Here is a 25,323-nt window from a genome sequence, read left to right on the forward strand (position 1 = left end):
ACTCTCTTTGTAGAAGAAAGTGAGCGTACTCATGATACCACGTTATTTAGTAGACTTTGATATCAGCAAGCTGCCTCAAGTTCATACCGATGTTATGGTGATCGGCGCTGGAATCGCCGGTCTTTTTACCGCTATCAAAGCAAGTGAAAAATATAGTGTGCTAATGGTAACGAAAAAATCGCTGCTCGATAGCAACACACGTTATGCTCAAGGTGGAATCGCCGCGGTTATAGCTGATGATGATTCGCCGGATTATCATTTACACGATACTCTGGTAGCTGGTGCAGGGCTGTGCTCCCATGAGGCAGTTGATGTATTGGTGCATGAAGGGCCGGCAGGCGTCAGGGATTTGATCAAGATGGGTACGCAGTTCGATCTGGAGGATGGAGCATTTGCACTGACCCGAGAAGGAGCTCATAGTCACCGCCGTATTTTACATGCTCACGGGGATGCAACAGGAGCTGAAATCGTAAGATCCTTATCAGAGAAAACGAAGCTGGATCCAAATATTGAGGTTTGGGATGATCATTTTGTTATAGATTTGATAACCGAAAACGGGGAATGTCTTGGTGCGTTGGTGCAAAAGCCGAGTGGTCAAAGGGTTTTTGTCAAAGCCAACGCTACGATTCTATGTACGGGCGGAGCGGGACAATTATTTCGGTACACTACCAATCCAGATATTGCTACAGGTGATGGGATTGCAATTGCTTACCGTGCAGGAGCACTTATTCAGGATGTTGAATTCATACAATTTCATCCGACAGCACTTTGTTATCCAGGAGCACCACGTTTTCTGATTTCCGAGGCTGTTCGTGGTGAAGGCGCTATCTTACGCAATATTACAGGTGAACGATTTATGGAGAAATACCATCCACAGCTGGAGCTGGCGCCGCGTGATGTCGTGGCAAGGGCTATCGTGAATGAGATGGAGCTGACGAAATCTACATTTGTTTATATCGATTTTACGCATGAATCCGAAGAAACGGTGAAGCATCGTTTCCCAACCATATATGAGTTTTGTCTGAACTATGGTTTGGATTTGTCTTCGGACTGGGTCCCTGTTGCACCTGCTGCGCATTATATGATGGGCGGTGTGAAAACCGATCTTTACGGTGAAACGAAGGTGGCCCGCTTGTTTGCTTGTGGTGAAGTGTCGTCAACCGGGGTTCACGGGGCTAATCGTTTAGCCAGTAATTCACTATCTGAGGCGATTGTGTTTGGTCGGAGAATTTTGGAGCGTATTGACCAATTGTCTCCTTTGACTGCGAATCCATCTGTTCAGCAAGTAACGTCTCGTAATGAACACGCCAAACAGCCAATAGTTGAAAAGAGGCTAAAGCTGCAAAAAATTATGCTGCGTTATGCCGGACTAAAGCGTGAAGCCAAAGGGCTGGAGAAAGGTTATGAAGAGCTGCGCCGCCAGCTATCCATCTTTGAATCTTGTTTGAACAAGCGCGAGGATTACGAGTTTGCCAATATGCTCACATGTGCGCTCTTAACAACTGAGGCTGCTTTGATTAGGAAAGAAAGCCGCGGGGGACACTACAGGGATGATTTTCCGGAGAAGGACGATCTGAACTGGAGGAAGCATACGATATTCAGTCGGGAAGACGGGATTACGGAGGAGAAGATTGATGATGTTTGAGCTGCAGATGGATATTGTAAAGAAAAACCTTCAGCTGTGGCTGGAGGAAGATATTGGCATGGGTGATGTCACGACCATGACAACCATTCCCAAGGATCATCAATCAAAAGCTATTATTCATGTCAAGGAGTCTGGAATTATCGCTGGATTGCCGATCGCAGCAGCTGTGTTTGCGCTTGTTGATCCCGAGCTTCGTTTTGTAGCGAAGGTTGAAGAAGGACAAGCTGTGGACAAGGGCTGTGTGTTGGCTGAGGTGACAGGCAATACCCGACATATTTTACTGGGTGAGAGGCTCGCTCTTAATCTGATGCAGCGTTTGTCAGGGATAGCTACCCGTACCAGGCAGTTTGTCGATGCTCTGCAAGGCTTGCCGGTCAGACTCGTGGATACACGTAAAACAACTCCAGGTCATCGGCTGTTAGAAAAATATGCAGTGCGGGTCGGAGGCGGACATAATCACCGTTTTGGTCTGTATGATGCGGTTATGATCAAGGATAACCACATTAAAGGATCAGGGGGCATAACAGAAGCAATCCGTGCTGCGCGTGCTCAGATTCCTCATACAATGAAAATCGAGGTAGAAGTTGAGAGCAAAGAGCAACTGGAAGAGGCATTACTGGCGCAGCCTGATATTATTATGCTGGACAATATGACAACAGATCAAATGCAAGAGGCTGTTACACGCATGAAATCAGCAGCACCGCATATTCTGATAGAAGCATCAGGATCCGTCAATTTGGATACAGTCGGTGCCATAGCACAAACTGGTGTGGATGTAATTTCGGTAGGTCGATTGACGTATTCGGTGCAGTCGCTCGATATCAGTCTGGATCTGAATGCACAAAAAGGGGTGCAAGCATGATTTTGGTGATTGACGTCGGTAATACGAATATCGTATTAGGTCTTTATGACGGAAAAAACTTGCTTCATGACTGGCGACTTAGTACCAATCGTGCTTCAACGGCTGATGAGTATGGAATGACGATGTATAATTTGTTCCAGCATGCCGGGATTAAGTTGGATCAGGTAGAGGGCGTCATTATTTCTTCGGTTGTACCGCCTTTAATGTTTGTATTGGAGCAATTGTGTTTAAAATATGTTAAGAAAGCACCTCTGATTGTGGGTCCTGGTGTAAAAACCGGCTTAAATATTCGTTACGAAAACCCTCGCGAGGTAGGTGCAGACCGGATTGTCAATGCTGTTGCGGCTATTGAGATGTATGGTTCTCCCGTTATTGTTGTTGATTTCGGAACAGCAACGACCTTTGACTACATAGATGAGGCTGGACAATATATTGGTGGAGCGGTTGCGCCGGGTATCGGGATCTCTACGGAAGCCTTATATCAGAGAGCAGCCAAGCTGCCGAGAATAGAGTTGGTTAAGCCCAAAAGCGTTGTGGGACGCAATACGGTAGCCTCCATGCAAGCAGGCATCATATTCGGTTTTGCCGGGCAGGTTGACGGAATCGTTGATCGAATTCGCGAGGAATTTGGGACGAACCCCAAAGTTGTTGCAACCGGCGGGTTGGCTGAATTGATTTCCAAGGAGTCGCGTACGATTGAAACGACCAACCAATTATTGACCCTGCAAGGATTGCGAATTATTTATGAACGCAACCAATAAGAAGATCGATTATATACAATTACGTCAACAAAGAAAGGGTAAGCGATGCAGGATCAATTGATTAGAGCTACAGCGATGGACGGAAAGGTCAGGGCGTTTGCTGTTCGTACCACTGGGATTGTGGATGAATTAGGCAAGCGGCATGGCATGTCGCCCACAGCCATGGCCGCTTTAGGACGGACGGTGTCAGCAGGCCTGATTATGGGAGCGATGCTTAAAGGTGATGAGCAGCTGACCATTATTGTGAAAGGCGGAGGGCCAATTGGTCAAGTTGTGGTAGATGCAAATGCCAATGGTGATGTTCGAGGTTATGTGGACAATCCTCAAGTGGATTTGCCGCTGAATCAGGTGGGCAAATTGGATGTTTCCGGTGCTGTCGGTACGGAAGGTTTTTTGAATATCATTAAGGATTTGGGACTGAAGGAGCCTTACCGGGGAAGTATTCCATTAATATCAGGAGAGTTGGCCGAAGATTTTACTTACTATTTTGCCAAATCTGAACAAACGCCATCCGCAGTAGCTCTTGGTGTGCTGGTAAATGTGGACTACTCGGTTATAGCTGCTGGTGGTTTTGTTATTCAACTGCTGCCAGGCTTAAGTGATGATGATATTTCCTTGATCGAGCTACAGCTTTCTCACATTGAACCCATCACAACCTTATTAAGCCAAGGAATGGATCTTGAGGATATTTTGCATCGAATTCTTCCAGAGGTGCAGGTGCTTGGAGTAATGGATGTCAGGTTCCGCTGCAAATGCTCCAGAGAGAGGGTCGAGCAGACCTTGATTTCATTGGGACGCGAAGAGCTTGAATTGATGCTTCAGGAGGATGGGCAAGCGGAAGTTTCATGTCATTATTGTAATGAAGCCTATCTGTTTAATCGGGAAAATCTTGAAGGTCTTATCCAGGAGCTATAACCAGAAGTTTGAGCAAACGTTAGTTATAGAGGTTGTTGTTCAAAAAGTCCTCTTTTGATCACGAAGCTGTACACGCTGCTTACTCGTGATCGAATCCTGCAACCTGGCTCGAAAACTTTTACTGCTCGGAGCAGAAAAGTCGACTTTTTGAACACGTACTTTATAGCAGAAATAGCTCAATCTACGGAGAGTGACCATACGAGGGGACTAGGAATGCGAAACATGAAGATATTGTGGGGAGTCAATGCACTGTTGCTGCTTGTCGTTGTCATCCTTTCCTCCGTAATATTTGCCGAATTGTTTAAGAAGCCTCCAACTACAATGAAGCCTGACCCGTCGGATTCCCGTGGGCGAGTGATCGCCAAATTGGGCGACAAAACGATTACAAGTGAGGATTTGAATCAGCAGTTATTGCAAAAACACGGCCGGGAATTGTTAGATCAAATGGTGGATCATGAAGTCGTTCGTATGGAAGGAAATGCGGAGGGCGTGACCGTCACCGAAGACGAGATAACAAAAGAATTAATACGTATGCAGCAAGGGTATGATAGTGAAACACAGTTTTATGAATCTATGCAAGAGCAGCTAGGTTTTACACCAGAATCACTAAGAACCGATTTGTTTAACAAATTGTTGCTGGAGAAGTTAGCGACCAAATCGATCACCATCACAGATGAGCAGGTTGATTCTTATATCCAGGCACACCCTGATGAATTTATTTCTCCCATTCAGCTAAGGCTTCAACAGATTGTTGTCGGCAGCAAGGAGCAAACGGATAAGGTAGCGGCAGATCTGAACAAAGGGATGGATTTTGCACAAGTGGCCAAGAACCGTTCGCTTGATGATTCAACACGCGACAAAGGTGGCGATCTGGGCTGGCTGGATGAGAACGATCCGTTTATGGCCCCATCCATTATGAGCGCTGCCAAGAAGCTTAAAGTAGGTGAAGTCAGCAAACCGGTTCTTTTCAACGATAACTTTTATATCATCAAGCTGAAGGAACGGAAGGAAGATTCCAAAGCCAAAAAGGATGAACTCAAAGAAATAGTAAGAAAAGAGATGGCACTACGAGAAGCACCACCTTTAAAAGATGTAATGCTCAAGCTTCGCGAGAGATGGAAGGTTAGCATTACATTTTAATCCAATTGGATATTGACAACCTCAGCACAGGTTGATAAGATAAGAACAGAATACCAACCAAAAAACTCGGATATTATTCATAACGATTCTAGGAGGAACTCGGCATGGCGAAATTAGTTCAAAGTATTACGGATTTAATTGGTGGCACCCCTTTGGTTAAATTAAATCGTGTTGTACCTGAAGGTAGTGCAGAGATCTATGTGAAGCTGGAATATCAAAATCCGGGAGCTAGTGTTAAGGACCGTATCGCGATCAGTATGATTGAGGTTGCTGAGAAAGAAGGCAAAATCAAACCGGGTGATACGATTATCGAGCCTACAAGCGGCAATACCGGAATTGGATTAGCTATGGTTGCTGCGGCAAAGGGATATAAGGCCATTCTCGTTATGCCAGAAACAATGAGCTTGGAGCGTCGCAATCTGCTTCGCGCTTATGGGGCACAGCTGGTGCTGACACCTGGGGCTGAGGGAATGAAGGGTGCAATTAAACGTGCGGAAGATCTTCAAGCCGAGAACCCGTCTTATTTTATTCCGCAACAATTTAATAATCCTGCCAATGTTAAGGTTCACACGGAAACAACAGGTCCTGAAATCGTTGAAGCTATTAATTCCCATGATGGCAAACTTGATGCTTTCATCTCAGGGATCGGTACAGGCGGAACAATTACGGGTGCAGGTGGCGTCTTAAAAGAAAACTTCCCTAATATCAAAATTTATGCGGTTGAGCCAAGTGCGTCTCCAATTTTGTCCGGAGGTAAACCGGGTCCACATAAAATTCAAGGAATCGGTGCCGGTTTTGTACCGCAAATTTTAAATACGAACATTTATGACGAAGTCATTCAGGTTGATAACGAGGAAGCTTTTGAAACCTCCCGTCGTGTTGCCAAAGAGGAAGGTATTCTTGGTGGTATTTCTTCCGGAGCAGCTATTTTTGCAGCATTGAAAGTTGCCAAAGAACTCGGTCCCGGTAAGCGCGTAGTTGCCATTCTTCCGAGTAACGGTGAGAGATACTTAAGCACACCTTTGTATCAGTTCGAAGAGTAGCAGCATCGATAGAGCCCTTCAGTTCCTTGAGGGGCTTTTTTTCGTTGGGAATATACAGTATACTAAATCCTAACTTATATGACTGTGTAGATAAAAGGGGGGAAGCAGGTGTTTGTAACAACCTATAAGCAATGGAACGAATGGGCTGGGCATTACACGATGCTTCCTTATGTACAATCGTTTCCTTTGGAGAATGACCGTATACTTTCATGGGAGTATGCTTGGAAGGAAGCAAATCCGGGTTCTTTTGTATTGGAGAGCGGAAAAGGCGGACGCTACACGTTTCTTGGTCTTCAGCCGATTTCGGAAATTCGGGGGAAACATGATCAAGCGATCATTAAAGATACAGATGGGTCTGCCGTTGAACTGCATGGGTCTCCACTGGAGCTGGTTCATCAATGGATGAAGCCATTCCACTCCCCTGTCGTCGACGCGGCACCGAAGTTTCTGGGAGGCTGCGTTGGTTTTTGGGGATATGATGTGGTCCGTTCACTTGAGAAGCTTCCTGAGACGTCTGTGGACGATTTGGACATTCCTGACTATGCTTTTGTCCGTTTTGATCAAGTATGGATCATCGACCACGAGAAGCGGGAGCTGTATTGCTCATCTTCTCATAAGTGGAACCCAACAGCGTACGGACTTGATGAGCTGGAACAGCTTTACAGCAAGGCGGCAGCAGATGTGTATCGGATGAAAGAAAGATGGGACCGGATAGCTGCAATTAATAAAGAGGACGATACACTGCGCAAAAGAGACATGATGCTGAAGCAAATGGACAACGATCAGCTTCGTATTGATGTCGAGTCTATTGAAGGCATTAAGGCAGATTTCCCACGGGAAGCTTATATCCATGCCGTCAATGCAATCAAGGATTACATCAGTGCTGGGGATGTGTTTCAAGTTAATTTGTCCGTCCGTCAACATAAGCAGCTCACTCAAAGTCCTGAGGAGATCTATGAATGGCTGCGTATTATCAATCCGTCACCTTATATGGCTATGATGCGATTTGACGATTTTCAGCTCGTGTCTGGCTCGCCGGAGCTTCTGGTGCAGTTGGATAGTGGTGTGGTCAGAGCACGTCCGATTGCAGGCACAAGACCGCGCGGCAAAAACGCCGAGGAGGATCGTAAGCTGGCAGACGAGCTGATTCATCATGAAAAAGAGCGGGCTGAGCATATTATGCTGGTTGATCTGGAACGCAATGATCTGGGTCGCATTTCAACCTATGGAACGGTGAAGGTCAAGGATTTTATGGTCATTGAATATTACTCTCATGTGATGCACATTGTATCTCAGGTTGAAGGGCAACTAGCGGAAGGCAATGGGGCCTATGAGGTTATTGCTGCCAAATTTCCCGGGGGAACGATTACGGGCGCTCCCAAAATTCGCACCATGCAAATTATTGAAGAATTGGAGCCTGTCCGCCGCGGACCTTACACGGGTTCGATCGGATGGATTGACTATAATGGAAATATGGAATTCAACATTGTGATCCGTACCCTGGTTGTTGTGGATGGTATAGGCTATGTGCAAGCTGGTGCAGGCATTGTCATTGATTCGATCCCAGAGAAAGAATATATGGAATCAATCAACAAAGCGAAGGCGTTGTGGAAAGCAATACAATACAGTGAAGTAAACGTTCAAAATCCGGTGTGAAGGTGAGGGATTACGATGATTCTAGTAATTGATAACTACGATTCGTTTACGTATAATTTGGTGCAATATTTGGGTGAGCTTGGCGAGCAGGTCGAGGTGCGCCGTAATGATGAGATTGATCTGGATGGTATCGAGGCATTGAAGCCGGATCATATTTTGATTTCTCCAGGCCCTTGTACGCCGAACGAAGCAGGTATTAGTCTGGCCTTAATTGAGCGTTTTAAAGGTAAAATTCCAATTTTGGGCGTGTGTCTGGGGCACCAGTCGATTGGACAAGTATTCGGAGGCGATGTTATTCGTGCTGAGCGGTTGATGCATGGCAAAACCTCTCCGATTATTCATGACGGTAAAACCTTGTTTAAAGGCCTGCCTTCGCCCTTTACGGCTACCCGTTACCATTCCCTGATCGTAAAAAGAGAAACGCTGCCGGATTGCCTGGAAATTAGTGCGGAAACAGCCGAAGGTGAAATTATGGGATTACGGCATAAGGAGTATCCAATCGAGGGTGTGCAGTTTCATCCTGAATCCATTATCACAGATCACGGATTGCAAATATTGAAAAACTTTTTGCAGGAAACAGGAGTTAAGCAAGCGTGAAGATCTATATCAACGGTCGTGTGACGAACGAACAAGAGGCCATGGTATCAGTCTACGACCATGGTTTTTTATACGGCATCGGATTGTTTGAAACATTCCGCACTTATGAGGGTCAGCCCTTTTTGCTGGAAAAGCATCGGACACGCCTGCAGGCTGGCTGTGAACAATTGGGGATTGCTTATCAAACCGAAGCAGGGCGATGGGAGCAAATTGTTCATAGTCTGCTGGAAGCTAATGGGTTGAAGGATGCTTATATAAGATTTACGGTAACAGCCGGACAGGAAGCATTGGGTTTACCCACGGGCTCTTACGCAGAGCCTTCTGTCATTGTGTACATCAAGCCGCTTCCTCCATATAATGAACAGCAGGACCATTACGGGAAATCACTGCAGCAGCTGCAGCTGCCCAGAAACACGCCGGAAGGTCCTGTACGCCTCAAGTCCTTGCATTATATGAACAACATCTTGGCCAAGCGTGAGCTTCAGCAGTATCCTTGGGCTGACGGATCTGAGGGTCTTCTTGCGGATGGACAAGGGCATATAGCGGAAGGGATAGTTAGCAACGTATTTTTCGTGAAGCACGAACGTTTGTACACGCCATCCTTGGCAACCGGCATATTACCGGGAATTACGCGTGCTTTTGTAATCAGTCTGGCTGAAGCGGCTGGGGTATCCGTTGAGGAAGGCTTGTATGATTGGAACACTATGCGTGAAGCGGATGAAGTATTCATTACGAATTCTATTCAGGAGATTGTACCGATTACAAAGCTGTTTGATCCTACAGGACAGCAAACAATGGTGAGTAACGGAAAGATTGGCGATATGACTGGGCGTCTGCTGCAGCTATATAGGCAGCGCACAATAGCGGTAATATAAAGGATGAATAAGATGGAACACTCACATAAACGAGATATTGAGGTCGATTGCCGCGGGATCATACTGGATTTGCGCAATCGAACGGCGATTATGGGGATTTTAAATGTAACCCCGGATTCGTTCAGCGATGGAGGCTTGTACGTTGGCGTGCAAGCAGCGGTAGATCAGGCAAAGCGGATGGTTGCTGCAGGTGCTGATATGATTGATATTGGTGGAGAATCAACCCGTCCGGGTTCAGCTATAGTACCCCTTGAGCAAGAGCTGCAGCGAGTTATCCCTGTTGTAGAGGCTCTGATAGAGGCTGGAATCACGGTTCCTTTATCCGTAGACACCTACAAAGCAGAGGTTGCTCGACAGGCCCTCGCAGCGGGTGCGCAGGTATTGAATGATATTTGGGGCTTGAAAAGAGAACCGGAAATGGCTCAATTAGCGGCACAATATGGATGCCCTATAGTTATTATGCATAATCGGAATGAAGCTCTGTATGATGATTACATTCCTGAGGTTATAGACGATTTGCTGCAAAGTATTCGCTTGGCGCATGCTGCGGGAATTCGGGACTCACAGATCATACTCGATCCGGGCATTGGCTTTGCCAAATCGTACGAGCAGAACTTACAGCTGATGAATGAACTGCATCGAATTGTCGCTATTGGTTATCCTGTTTTATTAGGGACTTCAAGAAAAAGCATGATTACGCGAACGCTGGGCCTTCCTGCCAATGAAGTACAAGAAGGAACCGCGGCCACAACCTGCATGGGGATTCAACAGGGCTGCTCGATCATTAGAGTCCATGATGTATTGGCAATGAAACGAGTCGCATTGATGATGGATACGATGCTAAATCATAAGGGAGGAACAAGCATTGGATAAAATCATCATGACGGGTTTGCAATTTTTTGGCTATCACGGTGTGTTTCCTGAAGAGAATAAGCTCGGTCAACGCTATCAGGTGGATGTCGAGCTGATGCTGCCGCTGGATAAGGCCGGTCGAAGTGACCGTGTTGAGGATACTGTGAATTACGCTGAAGCTTATGAGGTCATTCGCAATATCGTGGAAGGACAAGTATTTAAGCTCATTGAAGCGCTGGCAGAGGAAATTGCGGCTGTACTGCTGCAAACGTATGCGAGTATCTTTGAAGTGACTGTACGCGTACTGAAGCCGCATCCGCCAGTGAAAATGTTTTTTGATGGTGTCAAGGTTGAAATTCACAGAAAGCGGGTATAACTTTATGGGCTCTCAGCTGCCATGTTGTGCATACCTTGCACTTGGCTCTAATATGGGTGATCGGGAACGGTATCTGCAGGATGCCATTCAATGCCTCAATAATCACGAACATATTTACGTCTCCGGACGTTCACACATATATGAAACCGAGCCTGTTGGTTATGTGGATCAGGATGCTTTTTTGAATATGGTAATTGAGGTAGAAACTCGGCTATCGGCACAGGAGCTATTTGCTGTTATGCTAAGTATAGAAAATAAGCTTGGTCGTATAAGAGAGATTCGTTTCGGACCACGAACGATCGATTTGGATTTATTGCTGTATGAGGATCTTCGACAGGAAGATCCGCAGCTCATATTGCCGCACCCGAGAATGACAGAGCGGGCGTTTGTATTGGTACCCCTGGTCGAGGTTATGCAGCAGAGACACTCCAGGCTAGCTGGTGAGTGGGCTGGGCAGTTGGATCAGGTGGATGGGAAGGAGGGTGTCAGAGTATGGAAGCCTATGCCATAGCACAGCGCATTCGCGCGTTTCGTAAGCTGAAGGGCTTTACACAGACGGAACTGGCTGATCAATTGGATGTATCGATTGCTGTTCTGGGAGCTATTGAACGAGGAACACGAAGCCCAGACGCACAGATTATTAGTAAAATATCCGAAGTACTCGGGATTGACCCGGAAGAGCTTTTTCCAACTGCAAAATAATCAAGAATTGAAAGGAGGTACTCTAATGTTAAAAATAGGAAATGTCGTCGCACCCAACCAAGTCGTATTAGCACCGATGGCAGGGGTCTGCAATCCGGCTTTTCGGCTGATCGCCAAGGAATTCGGCTGCGGGTTGGTATGTGCCGAAATGGTAAGTGACAAAGCCATTATTCATGGTAATCATCGTACGATGGATATGCTGTTTGTAGATGATCGGGAAAAGCCGCTCAGTCTGCAAATTTTTGGTGGAGATACAGAAACGCTGGTGGAAGCGGCAAAGCACGTGGATCGTCATACGAATGCCGATATTATTGACATCAACATGGGCTGTCCCGTTCCCAAGATAACAAAATGTGAGGCTGGAGCCCGTTGGCTGCTTGATCCATCCCGAATTGAAGAGATGATCACAACCGTCGTGAAGGCCGTAAGCAAGCCGGTTACCGTGAAGATGCGGATCGGTTGGGATGATGAGCATATATATGCGGTGCAAAATGCTAAGGCTGTCGAAAATGGTGGTGGTTCTGCTGTATCTGTCCATGGCCGGACACGTGTACAAATGTATACGGGACACGCCAATTGGGATATCATTCGAGAAGTTAAGCAGTCCGTGTCGATTCCTGTCATTGGGAATGGCGATGTGACAACACCTGAGGATGCCAAGCGAATGCTGGATGAGACTGGTGTCGATGGTGTTATGATCGGGCGTGCTGCGCTCGGTAATCCGTGGATGCTATACCGGACCATTCAATACTTGACCAAGGGAGAGCTGCCTCCAGAGCCAACCGGTCAGGAAAAAATTCGCATTGCAATTTTGCATATGGATCGATTGGTAGCACTCAAAGGTGAGCATGTTGCCGTTAAGGAAATGCGTAAGCATCTGGCCTGGTATCTGAAAGGTTTACCGGGTGGAGCACGGGTGAAGGACATCGTTATGGAGACGACCAAGCGAGATATCATGGCTGGCGTGCTGGAGGAATTTGTTGCTTCATTGGACAATACCGATTCCCAGGATGGAATGCCGATTATGCGACAATTGGTCTAAAAGTTGTAGGTTTGGCTTAGATTGACATTTGTATAGGCTTGCAATATAATCAGTCAATAGTCATCCTCATGAGATATTAGTCATTAAGAATAAGATGGTCAACATATGATTAACAGTGAATTCATACTCCATGAATACGCTCATAATACGGGAATTTTTCACATGAAAGGGGATCGTTACCGTGGCCGAGAAAGAAGTCATCCTCACGCAGGAAGGTTTAAAAAAGCTAGAAGACGAACTGGAGCACTTGAAATCGGTCAAACGCCGTGAAGTGGCGGAACGGATCAAAGTGGCAATTGGATACGGTGATATCAGTGAGAACTCTGAGTATGAGGATGCCAAGAATGAACAGGCTTTTATTGAAGGCAGAGTCATTACTTTAGAAAAAATGCTGCGTAACGCACGTATTATTAATAATGCTGATGTGAACACAGATACGGTCAGTGTTGGAGCCATTGTAACACTGAAGGATTTGGAATTTGGCGAAACCGTTGAGTATAATATTGTGGGTACAGCAGAGGCTGATCCATTCAATAATAAAATTTCCAATGAAAGTCCTGTAGGTAAGGCTATTCTCGGCAAACCGAAAGGAACTAAAGTGGATATTAATGTTCCCGCAGGCACGATTCAGTACGAAATCATTGATATTAAGAAGTAAGATGTGGAAAGCAAGTTGAAATCGATACGGTTTTATACAAGTAAAAAGCTTCCTCTGGAAGCTTTTTTAATGTAAGAAGAATGATGGATAAGGGGCTGGGAGCACGATGTCAGAAGAACAAGAGTTTAATGAATTACTGCAAATACGGCGTAACAAGCTGGATGAACTGCGGGGCCTGGGCGTTGACCCATTTGGTCAAAAGTATGAGGTTACCCATCACGCAGGCGAATTACTGCAAGCTTATGATCAATTAACCCATGAAGAATTGGATGCACAATCCATAGAAGTTAGTCTAGCAGGACGTATTATGCAAAAACGCGGCATGGGTAAAGCAGGTTTTGCCCATATTCAGGATATTTCCGGTAAAATTCAATTGTATGTACGTCAGGATGCACTGGACGCTGTACAGTACCAGGCCTTTAATTTACTCGATATCGGAGATATCATCGGCGTTCAAGGGGCTGTATTTAAAACCAAAACAGGTGAGCTCTCCGTCAAAGTGAACAATGTCGTCGTGCTTTCCAAATCGTTATTGCCACTTCCGGACAAGTTCCATGGCTTAAAGGATGTGGAGCTTCGTTACCGTCAGCGTTATGTGGATTTGATTATGAATCAGGAAGTTCAGGCTACCTTTATTCAGCGTTCGAAAATAATTCAGTCCATGCGCAGATATTTGGATTCCCACGGATATTTGGAGGTGGAAACGCCGACCCTGCACTCGATAGCAGGTGGTGCGGCTGCGCGCCCTTTTAATACGCATCATAATGCGTTGGACATGCAGCTCCATTTGCGTATCGCTATCGAGCTTCATCTGAAGCGTTTGATTGTTGGCGGTATGGAAAAGGTGTACGAGATTGGACGTGTATACCGTAATGAAGGAACATCGACTCGCCATAATCCAGAGTTTACGATGATTGAGCTTTATGAAGCGTATGCGGATTATTTGGATATCATGAAGCTGACTGAGACTTTGATTGCACATATTGCTCAGGAAGTGCTGGGTTCAACCAAGATCCAGTATCAAGGACAGGAAATTGACCTGACTCCGGAATGGAGACGCGTTTCGATGGTTGATGCGATTAAAGAGGTTGTTGGCGTTGACTTTAGCAAGCATATGACCGATGAGGAAGCACACCAATTGGCTAAGGAACATAAGGTTCATGCTGAACCGACAATGACCTTTGGTCATATTGTGAATCAATTCTTTGAAGCATTTGTAGAAGAAACTTTGATTCAGCCTACTTTTGTGTATGGCCATCCTGTGGCGATTTCTCCTTTAGCCAAAAAGAATGCTCTGGACCCGCGGTTTACTGATCGTTTTGAGCTGTTTATTGTGGCCCGTGAGCATGCGAATGCATTCACTGAATTAAATGATCCTATAGATCAACGTGAGCGTTTTGAATCGCAATTGATTGAGCGTGAGCAAGGCAATGATGAGGCACATGAGATGGATGAGGACTTCCTACGTGCACTGGAGTATGGAATGCCACCTACAGGCGGACTCGGCATCGGAATTGATCGACTTGTTATGCTGCTCACAGATTCCCCATCGATTAGGGATGTCTTATTATTTCCTTCGATGCGCGAACGCCAAGGCGAATAAGTTCCTTTGATATAAAATGAGTAAGACGCATCTCCTTTTGGGAGGTGCGTTTTACATTTTTTTTGGTTAGTTGGGCATACTGAGATAGCTGAAAAACAAGCTGAAAAATAGTTGTTGCAATTTTCTTGTCGATTTGTTATATTACTTTTTGTCGCTTCGAGGGCAAGCTTTTCTGGTCATGGTGAGAAACATATAATGATAAAAAAAGTACTTGCAATGAAGCTGGCCAATGTGCTATATTAATCAGGTCGCTTTTGACGGAATGTCGAAAATGATCGAAAAGAATTGTCCTTTGAAAACTGAATCAACGAGTGAGTAAATAGCAGTATAAGAGAATGCAAATTCTCGTCAGCAGTGAATGAGTGCAAATCAAAGTTCTACCTTAATGGAGAGTTTGATCCTGGCTCAGGACGAACGCTGGCGGCGTGCCTAATACATGCAAGTCGAGCGGATTGTTCCTTCGGGAACAGTTAGCGGCGGACGGGTGAGTAACACGTAGGCAACCTGCCTACAGGATCGGGATAACTACCGGAAACGGTAGCTAAGACCGGATAGGTGATTGAGACGCATGTCTGAATCAAGAAACACGGAGCAATCTGTGACCTGTAGATGGGCCTGCGGCGCATTAGCTAGTTGGTGAGGTAACGGCTCACCAAGGCGACGATGCGTAGCCGACCTGAGAGGGTGAACGGCCACACTGGGACTGAGACACGGCCCAGACTCCTACGGGAGGCAGCAGTAGGGAATCTTCCGCAATGGACGCAAGTCTGACGGAGCAACGCCGCGTGAGTGATGAAGGTTTTCGGATCGTAAAGCTCTGTTGCCAGGGAAGAAAGGCTAGGAGAGTAACTGCTCCTGGATTGACGGTACCTGAGAAGAAAGCCCCGGCTAACTACGTGCCAGCAGCCGCGGTAATACGTAGGGGGCAAGCGTTGTCCGGAATTATTGGGCGTAAAGCGCGCGCAGGCGGTCATTTAAGTTTGGTGTTTAATTCCGGGGCTCAACCCCGGGTCGCATCGAAAACTGGGTGACTGGAGTGCGGGAGAGGAAAGTGGAATTCCACGTGTAGCGGTGAAATGCGTAGAGATGTGGAGGAACACCAGTGGCGAAGGCGACTTTCTGGACCGTAACTGACGCTGAGGCGCGAAAGCGTGGGGAGCAAACAGGATTAGATACCCTGGTAGTCCACGCCGTAAACGATGAGTGCTAGGTGTCGGGGGTTTCAATACCCGCGGTGCCGAAGTTAACACAGTAAGCACTCCGCCTGGGGAGTACGCTCGCAAGAGTGAAACTCAAAGGAATTGACGGGGACCCGCACAAGCAGTGGAGTATGTGGTTTAATTCGAAGCAACGCGAAGAACCTTACCAGGTCTTGACATCCCGATGTAACACCTAGAGATAGGTGCCCTCTTCGGAGCATTGGAGACAGGTGGTGCATGGTTGTCGTCAGCTCGTGTCGTGAGATGTTGGGTTAAGTCCCGCAACGAGCGCAACCCTTGGATTTAGTTGCCAGCATTGAGTTGGGCACTCTAGATCGACTGCCGGTGACAAACCGGAGGAAGGCGGGGATGACGTCAAATCATCATGCCCCTTATGACCTGGGCTACACACGTACTACAATGGCCGGTACAACGGGAAGCGAAACCGCGAGGTGGAGCGAATCTTTAGAAGCCGGTCTCAGTTCGGATTGCAGGCTGCAACTCGCCTGCATGAAGTCGGAATTGCTAGTAATCGCGGATCAGCATGCCGCGGTGAATACGTTCCCGGGTCTTGTACACACCGCCCGTCACACCACGAGAGTTTACAACACCCGAAGTCGGTGGGGTAACCCGCAAGGGAGCCAGCCGCCGAAGGTGGGGTAGATGATTGGGGTGAAGTCGTAACAAGGTAGCCGTATCGGAAGGTGCGGCTGGATCACCTCCTTTCTATGGAGATATTGCTTCTGCACAGAAGCGTATCAGCAGTATAAGTTGCCAATGGCAACAACAACGCTCACTCGTTGATCAGTTTTGAGAGGATAACTCTCAAGTCATACCGCAAGCTTCGTTTGGTGATGATGGCGAAGGGGAACCACGCGTTCCCATCTCGAACACGACCGTTAAGCCCTTCAGCGCCAATGGTACTTGAACCGCAGGGTTCTGGGAGAGTAGGACGTTGCCAAGCGAGCCTCTTTAGAGGTTATGAACACCTATATACGCAAGAAAAGAACGACTGAGGGCCCTTAGCTCAGCTGGTTAGAGCGCACCCCTGATAAGGGTGAGGTCGGTGGTTCGAGTCCACTAGGGCCCACCAAATGAATATTTTTGAATCCCTTATGGGGCCATAGCTCAGCTGGGAGAGCGCCTGCCTTGCAAGCAGGAGGTCAGCGGTTCGATCCCGCTTGGCTCCACCAATTTTATATTTACCGAATAGCTTGTTCCTTGAAAACTAGATACCGAAACGAAACAAATGTTTAGAGCAGCGTTACTTAACTTCGGTTGAGTAACATCCACATAGATCGATTCTTCGGAATCGAACTTATTAGCGGAATTGGTTAAGCTAATAAGAGCACACGGAGGATGCCTAGGCACTAGGAGCCGAAGAAGGACGTGGCGAACGACGAAATGCCTCGGGGAGCCGTAAGCAGGCTTTGATCCGGGGATGTCCGAATGGGGGAACCCGCATGAGGTAATGCTCATGTACCATGTAGTGAATACATAGCTACATAGGAGGCATACGAGGGGAACTGAAACATCTAAGTACCCTCAGGAGAAGAAAACAAAAGTGATTCCGTCAGTAGCGGCGAGCGAACGCGGAACAGCCCAAACCTAAGAGCTTGCTCTTAGGGGTTGTGGGACGTCAACATCGGGTTAGCAGAATAGGTGAAGCAGTCTGGAAAGGCTCATCACAGAGGGTAACAATCCCGTAACCGAAAATCTGCGACACCTGTAGACGGATCCCGAGTACCGCGAGACACGTGAAACCTCGTGGGAATCCGGCAGGACCATCTGCCAAGGCTAAATACTCCCTAGTGACCGATAGTGAAGCAGTACCGTGAGGGAAAGGTGAAAAGAACCGCGGGAGCGGAGTGAAATAGAACCTGAAACCGTGTGCTTACAAAAAGTCAGAGCCCGTTTATGGGTGATGGCGTGCCTTTTGTAGAATGAACCGGCGAGTTACGTTCCCGTGCAAGGTTAAGGTGAAGAGCCGGAGCCGCAGCGAAAGCGAGTCTGAATAGGGCGCATCGATATTTCCTTTGGAAAATCGTAGTACGTGGACGTAGACCCGAAACCGTGTGATCTACCCCTGCCCAGGGTGAAGGTGCGGTAACACGCACTGGAGGCCCGAACCCACGCATGTTGAAAAATGCGGGGATGAGGTGGGGGTAGCGGAGAAATTCCAATCGAACTCGGAGATAGCTGGTTCTCCCCGAAATAGCTTTAGGGCTAGCCTCGGAGTTGAGAGTCGTGGAGGTAGAGCACTGATTGGGTGCGGGGCCCGCCAAGGGTTACCAAGTCCAGTCAAACTCCGAATGCCACAGACTTCTATCCGGGAGTCAGACCGTGAGTGCTAAGATCCATGGTCAAGAGGGAAACAGCCCAGACCATCAGCTAAGGTCCCCAAGTGCAGGTTAAGTGGGAAAGGATGTGGAGTTGCCCAGACAACCAGGATGTTGGCTTAGAAGCAGCCACCATTGAAAGAGTGCGTAATAGCTCACTGGTCGAGTGACTCTGCGCCGAAAATGTAACGGGGCTAAACCTGCCACCGAAGCTATGGCTCGAACAAGTAATTGTTCTTGGGTAGGGGAGCGTTGTGTAGAGGTTGAAGGTGTACCGTAAGGAGCGCTGGACACTACACAAGTGAGAATGCCGGTATAAGTAACGAAAAGACAAGTGAGAATCTTGTCCGCCGAAAGCCTAAGGGTTCCTGAGGAAGGCTCGTCCTCTCAGGGTAAGTCGGGACCTAACGCGAGGCCGAAAGGCGTAGTGGATGGACAACTGGTTGAAATTCCAGTACCACCGTGAACCGTTATGAGCAATGGGGTGACGCAGAAGGATAGTGACGCGGACTGATGGATGTCCGTCCAAGCAGCGAGGCTGGTGTGTAGGCAAATCCGCACACTATTAAGGCTGAGCTGTGATGGGGAGCGAAAATTACAGTAGCGAAGGTCATGAGTTCAAGCTGCCAAGAAAAGCCTCTAGCCAGGGAGAAGGTGCCCGTACCGCAAACCGACACAGGTGGGCGAGCAGAGTATGCTAAGGCGCGCGGAAGAACTCTCGTTAAGGAACTCGGCAAAATGACCCCGTAACTTCGGGAGAAGGGGTGCCTCGGTAGGGTGAATAGCCCGAGGGGGCCGCAGTGAAAAGGCCCAAGCGACTGTTTAGCAAAAACACAGGTCTGTGCGAAGCCGTAAGGCGAAGTATACGGGCTGACGCCTGCCCGGTGCTGGAAGGTTAAGGGGAGTGGTTAACCGCAAGGTGAAGCTATGAACCGAAGCCCCAGTAAACGGCGGCCGTAACTATAACGGTCCTAAGGTAGCGAAATTCCTTGTCAGGTAAATTCTGACCCGCACGAATGGCGTAACGACTTGGGCGCTGTCTCAACGAGAGATCCGGTGAAATTTTACTACCTGTGAAGATGCAGGTTACCCGCGACAAGACGGAAAGACCCCATGGAGCTTTACTGCAGCTTGATATTGAACTTGGGTACGATCTGTACAGGATAGGTGGGAGCCACTGAAGCATGAGCGCCAGCTTGTGTGGAGGCGACGTTGGGATACCACCCTGATCGTATCCGAGTTCTAACCTCGCACCGTAATCCGGTGCAGGGACCGTGTCAGGTGGGCAGTTTGACTGGGGCGGTCGCCTCCTAAAATGTAACGGAGGCGCCCTAAGGTTCCCTCAGAATGGTTGGAAATCATTCGCAGAGTGTAAAGGCACAAGGGAGCTTGACTGCGAGACAAACAGGTCGAGCAGGGACGAAAGTCGGGCTTAGTGATCCGGTGGTACCGAATGGAAGGGCCATCGCTCAACGGATAAAAGCTACCCTGGGGATAACAGGCTTATCTCCCCCAAGAGTCCACATCGACGGGGAGGTTTGGCACCTCGATGTCGGCTCATCGCATCCTGGGGCTGAAGTAGGTCCCAAGGGTTGGGCTGTTCGCCCATTAAAGCGGTACGCGAGCTGGGTTCAGAACGTCGTGAGACAGTTCGGTCCCTATCTGTCGTGGGCGCAGGAAATTTGAGAGGAGCTGTCCTTAGTACGAGAGGACCGGGATGGACGTACCGCTGGTGTACCAGTTGTTCCGCCAGGAGCACGGCTGGATAGCTACGTACGGAAGGGATAAGCGCTGAAAGCATCTAAGCGCGAAGCCCCCCTCAAGATGAGATTTCCCAAATTAGTAAGACCCCTTATAGACGATGAGGTAGATAGGTTCGGGGTGGAAGTGCCGCAAGGTATGGAGCTGACGAATACTAATCGGTCGAGGGCTTATCCAAAGAAAGAGTCTTGCAAGCGAAAGCGAGTGAGGCGCGCTGCTCAAGCGTAATGTGAAGTTTCGGATCTAGTTTTCAGGGTGCAAACCTTGATGTAAAATCCCGTTTGGTGATGATGGCGAAGGGGAACCACGCGTTCCCATCTCGAACACGACCGTTAAGCCCTTCAGCGCCAATGGTACTTGAACCGCAGGGTTCTGGGAGAGTAGGACGTTGCCAAGCACAGTAAAATAGCCTTTTTGGATACTTATCCGAAAAGGCTATTTTTTGTTTTTGATTTAAAGAATTAAAACAGTCCGAAAAGCGGAAAATAAAATGATGCAGCTCCCAGTTGCAAATTATCAGAAAACTGCTATAATAAAGTTAAAGTCAAAGAAAGTCAAAGTCAATTTACTTCTCGTAAGGAGGTCGAATTGATGCGTAATGTCTCGGAAGTCATCGAGCAATACCTGAAAAGTATTTTGCAGCTAAGCGATGAAGGCGTAGTAGATATACAACGTAACGATTTGGCAGATCAATTTGAATGTGTTCCTTCTCAAATTAATTATGTCATCAGTACCCGGTTTACATTGGAAAAGGGTTATATTGTAGAGAGCAAACGCGGCGGCGGCGGCTATATCCGTATTCAAAAAATAGAGCTGAACGCTCACGGGTCTGTTCTCGATCTTATTTTCAAAACGATTTGCTCACAGATCGATCAAGGGACCTCTGAGGGCTTGCTGTATCAGTTGGAGGAGAGCGGATATATTACGACAAGAGAAGCAGCGATGATGAGAGCAGCGATCTCTAGAGACGTTCTCCAGTTGAAGCTGCCTCTCCGTGATGAGATCCGAGCCAAGATTCTAAAAGCCATGCTGATTTCCTTGTTGAGTAAATAAGGAGGGATTCCAATGATTTGTCAGGAGTGCGGCAAGAAACAGGCAACACTTCATTTTACCAAAATTCTTAATGGTGAGAAAACCGAATTTCACATTTGTGAATCATGCGCAAGAGACAAGGGAGAGTTAATCCCCGGTACACCGAATGGGTTCTCGATTCATAATTTACTCTCAGGGCTGCTGGATTTCGATCCTGCCAGTCAAGGGTTAACACCTAAAGCTCAGCCAAGCCGTTGTGAGAATTGCGGGTTAACCTACAGCCAGTTCAGCAAAGTAGGCAGATTTGGCTGCAGCTCTTGTTATAAATACTTCGATGAGAAGTTAGATCCTTTATTTAAACGAGTTCACGGCAGTACGGTTCATACCGGAAAGGTTCCTAAACGTTCAGGTGGGTTAATAAAGCATAAGCGGGAAATCGAATGCTTAAAGAAAGAGCTTTTGAATCGAATTGAAAATGAAGAGTTCGAACAAGCAGCTGAACTTCGGGATGAGATTCGCAATTTGGAGAAAAAAGTACTAGAAGGATAAGTTTAGTTCCTTTGAGCAGGCAGGAGGCAAGCTTATGGTAACAAATCGTTTTACGGAACAAGCCTTAAGCGATTGGATGAAGGGTGAAAGCCCTGACTCAGATATTGTAATCAGCAGCAGAGTACGTATTGCCAGAAACCTGCAGTCGCATCCATTTCCCATGCTTTCGACAAGTGATCAGTCCAAGGAAGTGCTGGATATGTTAACGGGCCTTCTGCAGAATGAGGAATTGCGAACCATTAGTGATTTCTCGATACTGAACTTGGACGAATTGGATGAGCTTGAGAAGCGAGTACTGGTTGAAAAACATTTGATCAGTCCCGCTTTAGCCAATGAATCGCGTAACGGGGCTGTTATTCTAAGTGACAACGAATCGATCAGCATCATGTTGAATGAGGAGGATCATTTACGAATACAATGCTTGTGTTCAGGATTCCAGATTCAGGAAGCATGGGATTTGGCAAATCAGCTGGATGATGTTTTTGAAGAACAGCTGAACTATGCTTTTGATGAAAAACGCGGTTATTTGACCAGTTGTCCGACAAACGTTGGTACTGGAATCAGGGCATCGGTAATGATTCATTTACCTGCTTTGGTGATCACCCAGCAAATTAACCGAATTTTGTCAGCCATTACACAGGTAGGTTTGGCTGTACGTGGTCTGTATGGTGAAGGCAGCGAGGCTTTGGGCAATCTGTTCCAGATTTCCAATCAGATTACTTTAGGTCAATCAGAGAAGGAAATTATCGATAATTTATGTGGGGTAGTCACCCAGCTTATCGAGCATGAACGTGGAGCCAGAGAGAAGCTTCAGCTCGAGATGAAGGCGAAGCTGGTGGACCGCGTAAGTCGATCCTTTGGCATTATGTCTTATGCCGCGATCATGGATTCCAAGGAAGCTGCTCAGCGACTTTCGGATGTTCGGCTTGGTATTGATTTGGGTATTATCAAAAATGTCCCCATGCAAGTCATGAACGAGCTTATGGTCATGACACAGCCAGGCTTTTTGCAGCAGCATGCAGGAGAAAAGTTAAGTTCTGAAGAAAGAGATATACGAAGGGCACAGCTCATTCGGGAAAGGCTCACACCCGAGTAGCGCAGCAATGGGGCGTTATGCTAAGGTGTAAGTAATTTCTTATTTTATAACAGAAAGGTGTGTTATATATGATGTTTGGAAGATTTACGGAACGTGCGCAGAAAGTACTGTCTTTAGCTCAAGAGGAAGCTGTTCGTTTGGGCCATAATAATATCGGTACGGAGCATATCTTGCTTGGACTCATCCGTGAAGGCGATGGCATAGCAGCCAAAGCACTGATAGCTTTGGGACTCGGCTTGGAGAAAATTCAAGACGAAGTGGAAGCTTTGATAGGCCGGGGTCAAGAGCAGCCGACCAACATTGCATACACACCGCGTGCCAAGAAAGTTATAGAGCTGTCCATGGACGAAGCACGCAAGCTTGGCCATACTTATGTTGGAACAGAGCATATCCTGCTTGGTCTTATTCGTGAAGGTGAAGGTGTAGCCGCGCGAGTATTGAATAATTTGGGTGTGAGCTTGAATAAAGCGCGTCAGCAAGTGCTGCAATTACTGGGCAGCAGTGAGACTGTAACAACAAGCCATGCTAATACAGTAAATGTAAATACGCCTACGTTGGATGGTTTGGCTCGCGATCTGACTGCTTATGCGAAAGAAGGCCATCTGGATCCGGTTATCGGAAGAAGCAAAGAAATCGAACGTGTTATTCAGGTGTTGAGTCGCAGAACCAAAAACAACCCTGTTCTTATAGGTGAGCCTGGAGTCGGGAAAACAGCGATTGCTGAAGGCTTGGCTCAAAAAATTATTAACAACGAAATTCCGGAAACTCTTCGTGATAAACGTGTTATGACACTCGATATGGGATCTGTAGTAGCAGGTACTAAATACCGTGGTGAATTTGAGGATCGCCTTAAAAAAATCATGGATGAAATTCGTCAAGCGGGCAATATCGTACTGTTCATTGATGAGCTTCATACCTTGATTGGAGCTGGTGGGGCTGAAGGTGCTATCGATGCATCCAACATTTTAAAACCGGCTCTGGCTCGTGGAGAGCTTCAATGCATCGGTGCAACAACGCTGGATGAGTACCGTAAGTACATTGAGAAAGATGCTGCTCTGGAAAGACGGTTCCAGCCGATCACGGTTGACCAGCCTTCACCAGAAGAAGCGATCCAAATTTTGTATGGCTTACGTGACCGCTACGAGGCTCATCACCGTGTGAAAATTACGGATGAAGCGATTGTGCAAGCTGTTCAATTATCGGATCGATACATTCCTGATCGTTTCCTGCCCGATAAAGCCATCGATTTGATGGATGAAGCAGGCTCGAGAGTGAGACTTCGCTCGTACACGGTACCACCAGATTTGAAAAAGCTGGAGAGCAAGCTTGAGGATGTGCGCAAAGAGAAAGATGCTGCCGTACAAAGCCAAGAGTTTGAAAAGGCCGCTTCCCTTCGTGATACTGAGCAAAAAATGCGTGAGGAACTGGATTCCACGAAGAACGAATGGAAAGAAAAGCAAGGAAGTACGGATTCCGAGGTCACTCCTGAGGACATCGCGCAGGTTGTAGCAAGCTGGACGGGGATTCCGGTCCTCAAGCTGGCTGAAGAAGAAACCGAACGACTGCTCAAAATGGAATCCATTTTACATGACCGTGTCATCGGTCAAGAAGAAGCTGTTAAAGCGGTCAGCCGCGCGATACGTCGTGCAAGAGCAGGTCTTAAGGATCCGAAACGTCCGATTGGATCATTCATCTTCCTGGGACCTACAGGTGTAGGTAAAACCGAGCTGGCACGTGCGTTAGCCGAATCGTTGTTTGGTGATGAGAATGCGGTCATTCGGATCGATATGTCCGAATATATGGAAAAGCATTCAACCTCACGTCTGGTAGGGGCACCTCCAGGATATGTAGGCTATGAAGAAGGCGGTCAGCTTACCGAGAAAGTACGCCGTAAGCCTTATTCCGTAGTACTGCTGGATGAGATTGAAAAAGCGCATCCTGAAGTATTCAACATTTTACTTCAAGTGCTGGAGGATGGACGTTTAACGGATTCCAAGGGCCGTACAGTCGACTTCCGTAACACGCTGATTATTATGACCTCAAACGTTGGGGCCGATGTAATCAAGAAAAATTCTTCACTTGGGTTCACCGCTAACCAGGATGCAGGTAAAGATTATAGCAACATGAAGGATAAGGTAATGGGTGAGTTGAAGAAGAGCTTCCGTCCTGAATTCCTGAACAGAATCGATGAAACCATCGTATTCCATTCGTTGGATGAGCAGCATATCGGTCAAATTGTCACATTGATGGCAGCTGACCTGAGCAAGCGTCTTAAGGAACAGGATGTTGATTTCATCCTCACTGACAAAGCCAAAGCTTTTCTGGCCAAAGAAGGCTACGATCCGACATATGGTGCAAGACCGCTTCGTAGAGCGATCCAAAAACATATTGAAGATCGTCTTTCTGAGGAGATACTCCGCGGCACGATAGTGAAGGGTAATTCGTTGGTTATCGACGAAAAAGATGGAGCGTTGACAGTAGCTCAGTCTTAATAAGACAGATACTTTTTGAACAATGAGTTTTTAAAAAAGCTAGAGCATCTTTCCTTCTATACACAGGGGGAAGGGTGCTTTTTTCTTTATCGGTGTAGGGTTTTCATTACTTGTGCAAAATGGTAAAC

Annotated in this window: 20 protein-coding genes, 2 tRNA genes and 4 rRNA genes; all 26 read left to right on the plus strand. The window is 47.2% G+C overall.

Annotated elements, in window-relative coordinates:
• The first annotated feature begins 31 nt into the window (after positions 1–31).
• The 26 genes from nadB (at position 32) to clpC (ending at position 25,195) form a co-directional block, all read left to right on the plus strand.
• A complete protein-coding gene (nadB, locus tag NST47_RS03305) occupies positions 32–1,645 on the plus strand; it encodes an L-aspartate oxidase (protein WP_341153916.1) in 1,614 nt (537 codons plus the stop codon).
• On the plus strand, positions 1,635–2,507 hold the full coding sequence (nadC, locus tag NST47_RS03310; protein WP_445667346.1) for a carboxylating nicotinate-nucleotide diphosphorylase: 873 nt from the start codon (positions 1,635–1,637) through the stop codon (positions 2,505–2,507). The genes nadB and nadC overlap by 11 nt, the downstream gene beginning before the upstream one ends.
• Complete coding sequence (locus NST47_RS03315; RefSeq protein ID WP_341153917.1) at positions 2,504–3,268, plus strand: type III pantothenate kinase; 765 nt, start codon at positions 2,504–2,506, stop codon at positions 3,266–3,268. The genes nadC and NST47_RS03315 overlap by 4 nt, the downstream gene beginning before the upstream one ends.
• Before the next feature lie 45 nt (positions 3,269–3,313).
• The gene (gene hslO / locus NST47_RS03320) at positions 3,314–4,183 is read left to right on the plus strand and encodes an Hsp33 family molecular chaperone HslO (protein WP_341153918.1); all 870 of its coding nucleotides are present in this window, start codon (positions 3,314–3,316) and stop codon (positions 4,181–4,183) included.
• A 222-nt stretch (positions 4,184–4,405) separates the two neighbouring features.
• Positions 4,406–5,323, plus strand: a complete 918-nt coding sequence (locus tag NST47_RS03325) for a peptidyl-prolyl cis-trans isomerase (RefSeq protein ID WP_341153919.1) — start codon at positions 4,406–4,408, stop codon at positions 5,321–5,323.
• 104 nt (positions 5,324–5,427) lie between these two features.
• On the plus strand, positions 5,428–6,366 hold the full coding sequence (gene cysK / locus NST47_RS03330; RefSeq protein WP_076237346.1) for a cysteine synthase A: 939 nt from the start codon (positions 5,428–5,430) through the stop codon (positions 6,364–6,366).
• 108 nt (positions 6,367–6,474) lie between these two features.
• Positions 6,475–8,022, plus strand: a complete 1,548-nt coding sequence (locus tag NST47_RS03335) for an anthranilate synthase component I family protein (protein ID WP_341153920.1) — start codon at positions 6,475–6,477, stop codon at positions 8,020–8,022.
• A 15-nt stretch (positions 8,023–8,037) separates the two neighbouring features.
• On the plus strand, positions 8,038–8,619 hold the full coding sequence (gene pabA, locus NST47_RS03340; RefSeq protein ID WP_341153921.1) for an aminodeoxychorismate/anthranilate synthase component II: 582 nt from the start codon (positions 8,038–8,040) through the stop codon (positions 8,617–8,619).
• Entirely contained in the window at positions 8,616–9,494 is an 879-nt protein-coding gene (gene pabC, locus NST47_RS03345; RefSeq protein WP_341153922.1) for an aminodeoxychorismate lyase, read from the plus strand. The genes pabA and pabC overlap by 4 nt, the downstream gene beginning before the upstream one ends.
• A gap of 12 nt (positions 9,495–9,506) precedes the next feature.
• Positions 9,507–10,367: a dihydropteroate synthase gene (folP, locus tag NST47_RS03350; protein ID WP_341153923.1), complete on the plus strand. Its 861-nt coding sequence runs from the start codon at positions 9,507–9,509 to the stop codon at positions 10,365–10,367.
• Positions 10,360–10,722: a dihydroneopterin aldolase gene (gene folB / locus NST47_RS03355; protein ID WP_341153924.1), complete on the plus strand. Its 363-nt coding sequence runs from the start codon at positions 10,360–10,362 to the stop codon at positions 10,720–10,722. The genes folP and folB overlap by 8 nt, the downstream gene beginning before the upstream one ends.
• A 4-nt stretch (positions 10,723–10,726) precedes the next feature.
• Entirely contained in the window at positions 10,727–11,233 is a 507-nt protein-coding gene (gene folK / locus NST47_RS03360) for a 2-amino-4-hydroxy-6-hydroxymethyldihydropteridine diphosphokinase (protein ID WP_445667440.1), read from the plus strand.
• Positions 11,215–11,424 (plus strand): helix-turn-helix domain-containing protein, encoded by a 210-nt coding sequence (locus tag NST47_RS03365; protein WP_341153925.1) that lies wholly within the window; start codon positions 11,215–11,217, stop codon positions 11,422–11,424. The genes folK and NST47_RS03365 overlap by 19 nt, the downstream gene beginning before the upstream one ends.
• Before the next feature lie 25 nt (positions 11,425–11,449).
• Entirely contained in the window at positions 11,450–12,466 is a 1,017-nt protein-coding gene (gene dusB / locus NST47_RS03370; protein ID WP_341153926.1) for a tRNA dihydrouridine synthase DusB, read from the plus strand.
• 181 nt (positions 12,467–12,647) lie between these two features.
• On the plus strand, positions 12,648–13,124 hold the full coding sequence (greA, locus tag NST47_RS03375) for a transcription elongation factor GreA (RefSeq protein WP_076237372.1): 477 nt from the start codon (positions 12,648–12,650) through the stop codon (positions 13,122–13,124).
• Positions 13,125–13,230: 106 nt separating this feature from the next.
• The gene (gene lysS, locus NST47_RS03380) at positions 13,231–14,727 is read left to right on the plus strand and encodes a lysine--tRNA ligase (RefSeq protein ID WP_341153927.1); all 1,497 of its coding nucleotides are present in this window, start codon (positions 13,231–13,233) and stop codon (positions 14,725–14,727) included.
• A gap of 382 nt (positions 14,728–15,109) precedes the next feature.
• A 16S ribosomal RNA gene (locus NST47_RS03385) occupies positions 15,110–16,652 on the plus strand.
• Positions 16,653–16,773: 121 nt separating this feature from the next.
• A 5S ribosomal RNA gene (gene rrf, locus NST47_RS03390) occupies positions 16,774–16,890 on the plus strand.
• A gap of 52 nt (positions 16,891–16,942) precedes the next feature.
• Positions 16,943–17,019: transfer RNA gene (locus NST47_RS03395), tRNA-Ile, on the plus strand.
• Positions 17,020–17,043: 24 nt separating this feature from the next.
• Positions 17,044–17,119 (plus strand) — tRNA-Ala (locus NST47_RS03400).
• A gap of 139 nt (positions 17,120–17,258) precedes the next feature.
• A 23S ribosomal RNA gene (locus tag NST47_RS03405) occupies positions 17,259–20,204 on the plus strand.
• 102 nt (positions 20,205–20,306) lie between these two features.
• Positions 20,307–20,423, plus strand: a 5S ribosomal RNA gene (gene rrf, locus NST47_RS03410).
• The 16S, 23S and 5S rRNA genes sit together here with 2 tRNA genes alongside, the layout of an rRNA operon.
• 194 nt (positions 20,424–20,617) lie before the next feature.
• Positions 20,618–21,079, plus strand: a complete 462-nt coding sequence (locus tag NST47_RS03415) for a CtsR family transcriptional regulator (protein WP_076237546.1) — start codon at positions 20,618–20,620, stop codon at positions 21,077–21,079.
• Between the two features lie 12 nt (positions 21,080–21,091).
• A complete protein-coding gene (locus NST47_RS03420) occupies positions 21,092–21,607 on the plus strand; it encodes a UvrB/UvrC motif-containing protein (protein WP_341153928.1) in 516 nt (171 codons plus the stop codon).
• Between the two features lie 34 nt (positions 21,608–21,641).
• Positions 21,642–22,703, plus strand: coding sequence for a protein arginine kinase (locus NST47_RS03425; RefSeq protein ID WP_341153929.1), 1,062 nt, complete (start codon positions 21,642–21,644; stop codon positions 22,701–22,703).
• A gap of 68 nt (positions 22,704–22,771) precedes the next feature.
• The gene (gene clpC, locus NST47_RS03430) at positions 22,772–25,195 is read left to right on the plus strand and encodes an ATP-dependent protease ATP-binding subunit ClpC (RefSeq protein ID WP_341153930.1); all 2,424 of its coding nucleotides are present in this window, start codon (positions 22,772–22,774) and stop codon (positions 25,193–25,195) included.
• Positions 25,196–25,323 lie beyond the last annotated feature (128 nt).

This window comes from Paenibacillus sp. FSL H8-0034 (assembly GCF_038000305.1).
Lineage (GTDB): Bacteria > Bacillota > Bacilli > Paenibacillales > NBRC-103111 > Paenibacillus_S.

Excerpts from the sequence above, each read along its gene's own strand:
- nadB (WP_341153916.1), top strand. The coding sequence starts at position 32 with ATGATACCACGTTATTTAGTAGACTTTGATATCAGCAAGCTGCCTCAA.
- nadC (WP_445667346.1), top strand. The coding sequence starts at position 1,635 with ATGATGTTTGAGCTGCAGATGGATATTGTAAAGAAAAACCTTCAGCTG.
- NST47_RS03315 (WP_341153917.1), top strand. The coding sequence starts at position 2,504 with ATGATTTTGGTGATTGACGTCGGTAATACGAATATCGTATTAGGTCTT.
- hslO (WP_341153918.1), top strand. The coding sequence starts at position 3,314 with ATGCAGGATCAATTGATTAGAGCTACAGCGATGGACGGAAAGGTCAGG.
- NST47_RS03325 (WP_341153919.1), top strand. The coding sequence starts at position 4,406 with ATGAAGATATTGTGGGGAGTCAATGCACTGTTGCTGCTTGTCGTTGTC.
- cysK (WP_076237346.1), top strand. The coding sequence starts at position 5,428 with ATGGCGAAATTAGTTCAAAGTATTACGGATTTAATTGGTGGCACCCCT.
- pabA (WP_341153921.1), top strand. The coding sequence starts at position 8,038 with ATGATTCTAGTAATTGATAACTACGATTCGTTTACGTATAATTTGGTG.
- folP (WP_341153923.1), top strand. The coding sequence starts at position 9,507 with ATGGAACACTCACATAAACGAGATATTGAGGTCGATTGCCGCGGGATC.
- folK (WP_445667440.1), top strand. The coding sequence starts at position 10,727 with ATGGGCTCTCAGCTGCCATGTTGTGCATACCTTGCACTTGGCTCTAAT.
- NST47_RS03365 (WP_341153925.1), top strand. The coding sequence starts at position 11,215 with ATGGAAGCCTATGCCATAGCACAGCGCATTCGCGCGTTTCGTAAGCTG.
- dusB (WP_341153926.1), top strand. The coding sequence starts at position 11,450 with ATGTTAAAAATAGGAAATGTCGTCGCACCCAACCAAGTCGTATTAGCA.
- lysS (WP_341153927.1), top strand. The coding sequence starts at position 13,231 with ATGTCAGAAGAACAAGAGTTTAATGAATTACTGCAAATACGGCGTAAC.
- NST47_RS03415 (WP_076237546.1), top strand. The coding sequence starts at position 20,618 with ATGCGTAATGTCTCGGAAGTCATCGAGCAATACCTGAAAAGTATTTTG.
- NST47_RS03420 (WP_341153928.1), top strand. The coding sequence starts at position 21,092 with ATGATTTGTCAGGAGTGCGGCAAGAAACAGGCAACACTTCATTTTACC.
- NST47_RS03425 (WP_341153929.1), top strand. The coding sequence starts at position 21,642 with ATGGTAACAAATCGTTTTACGGAACAAGCCTTAAGCGATTGGATGAAG.
- clpC (WP_341153930.1), top strand. The coding sequence starts at position 22,772 with ATGATGTTTGGAAGATTTACGGAACGTGCGCAGAAAGTACTGTCTTTA.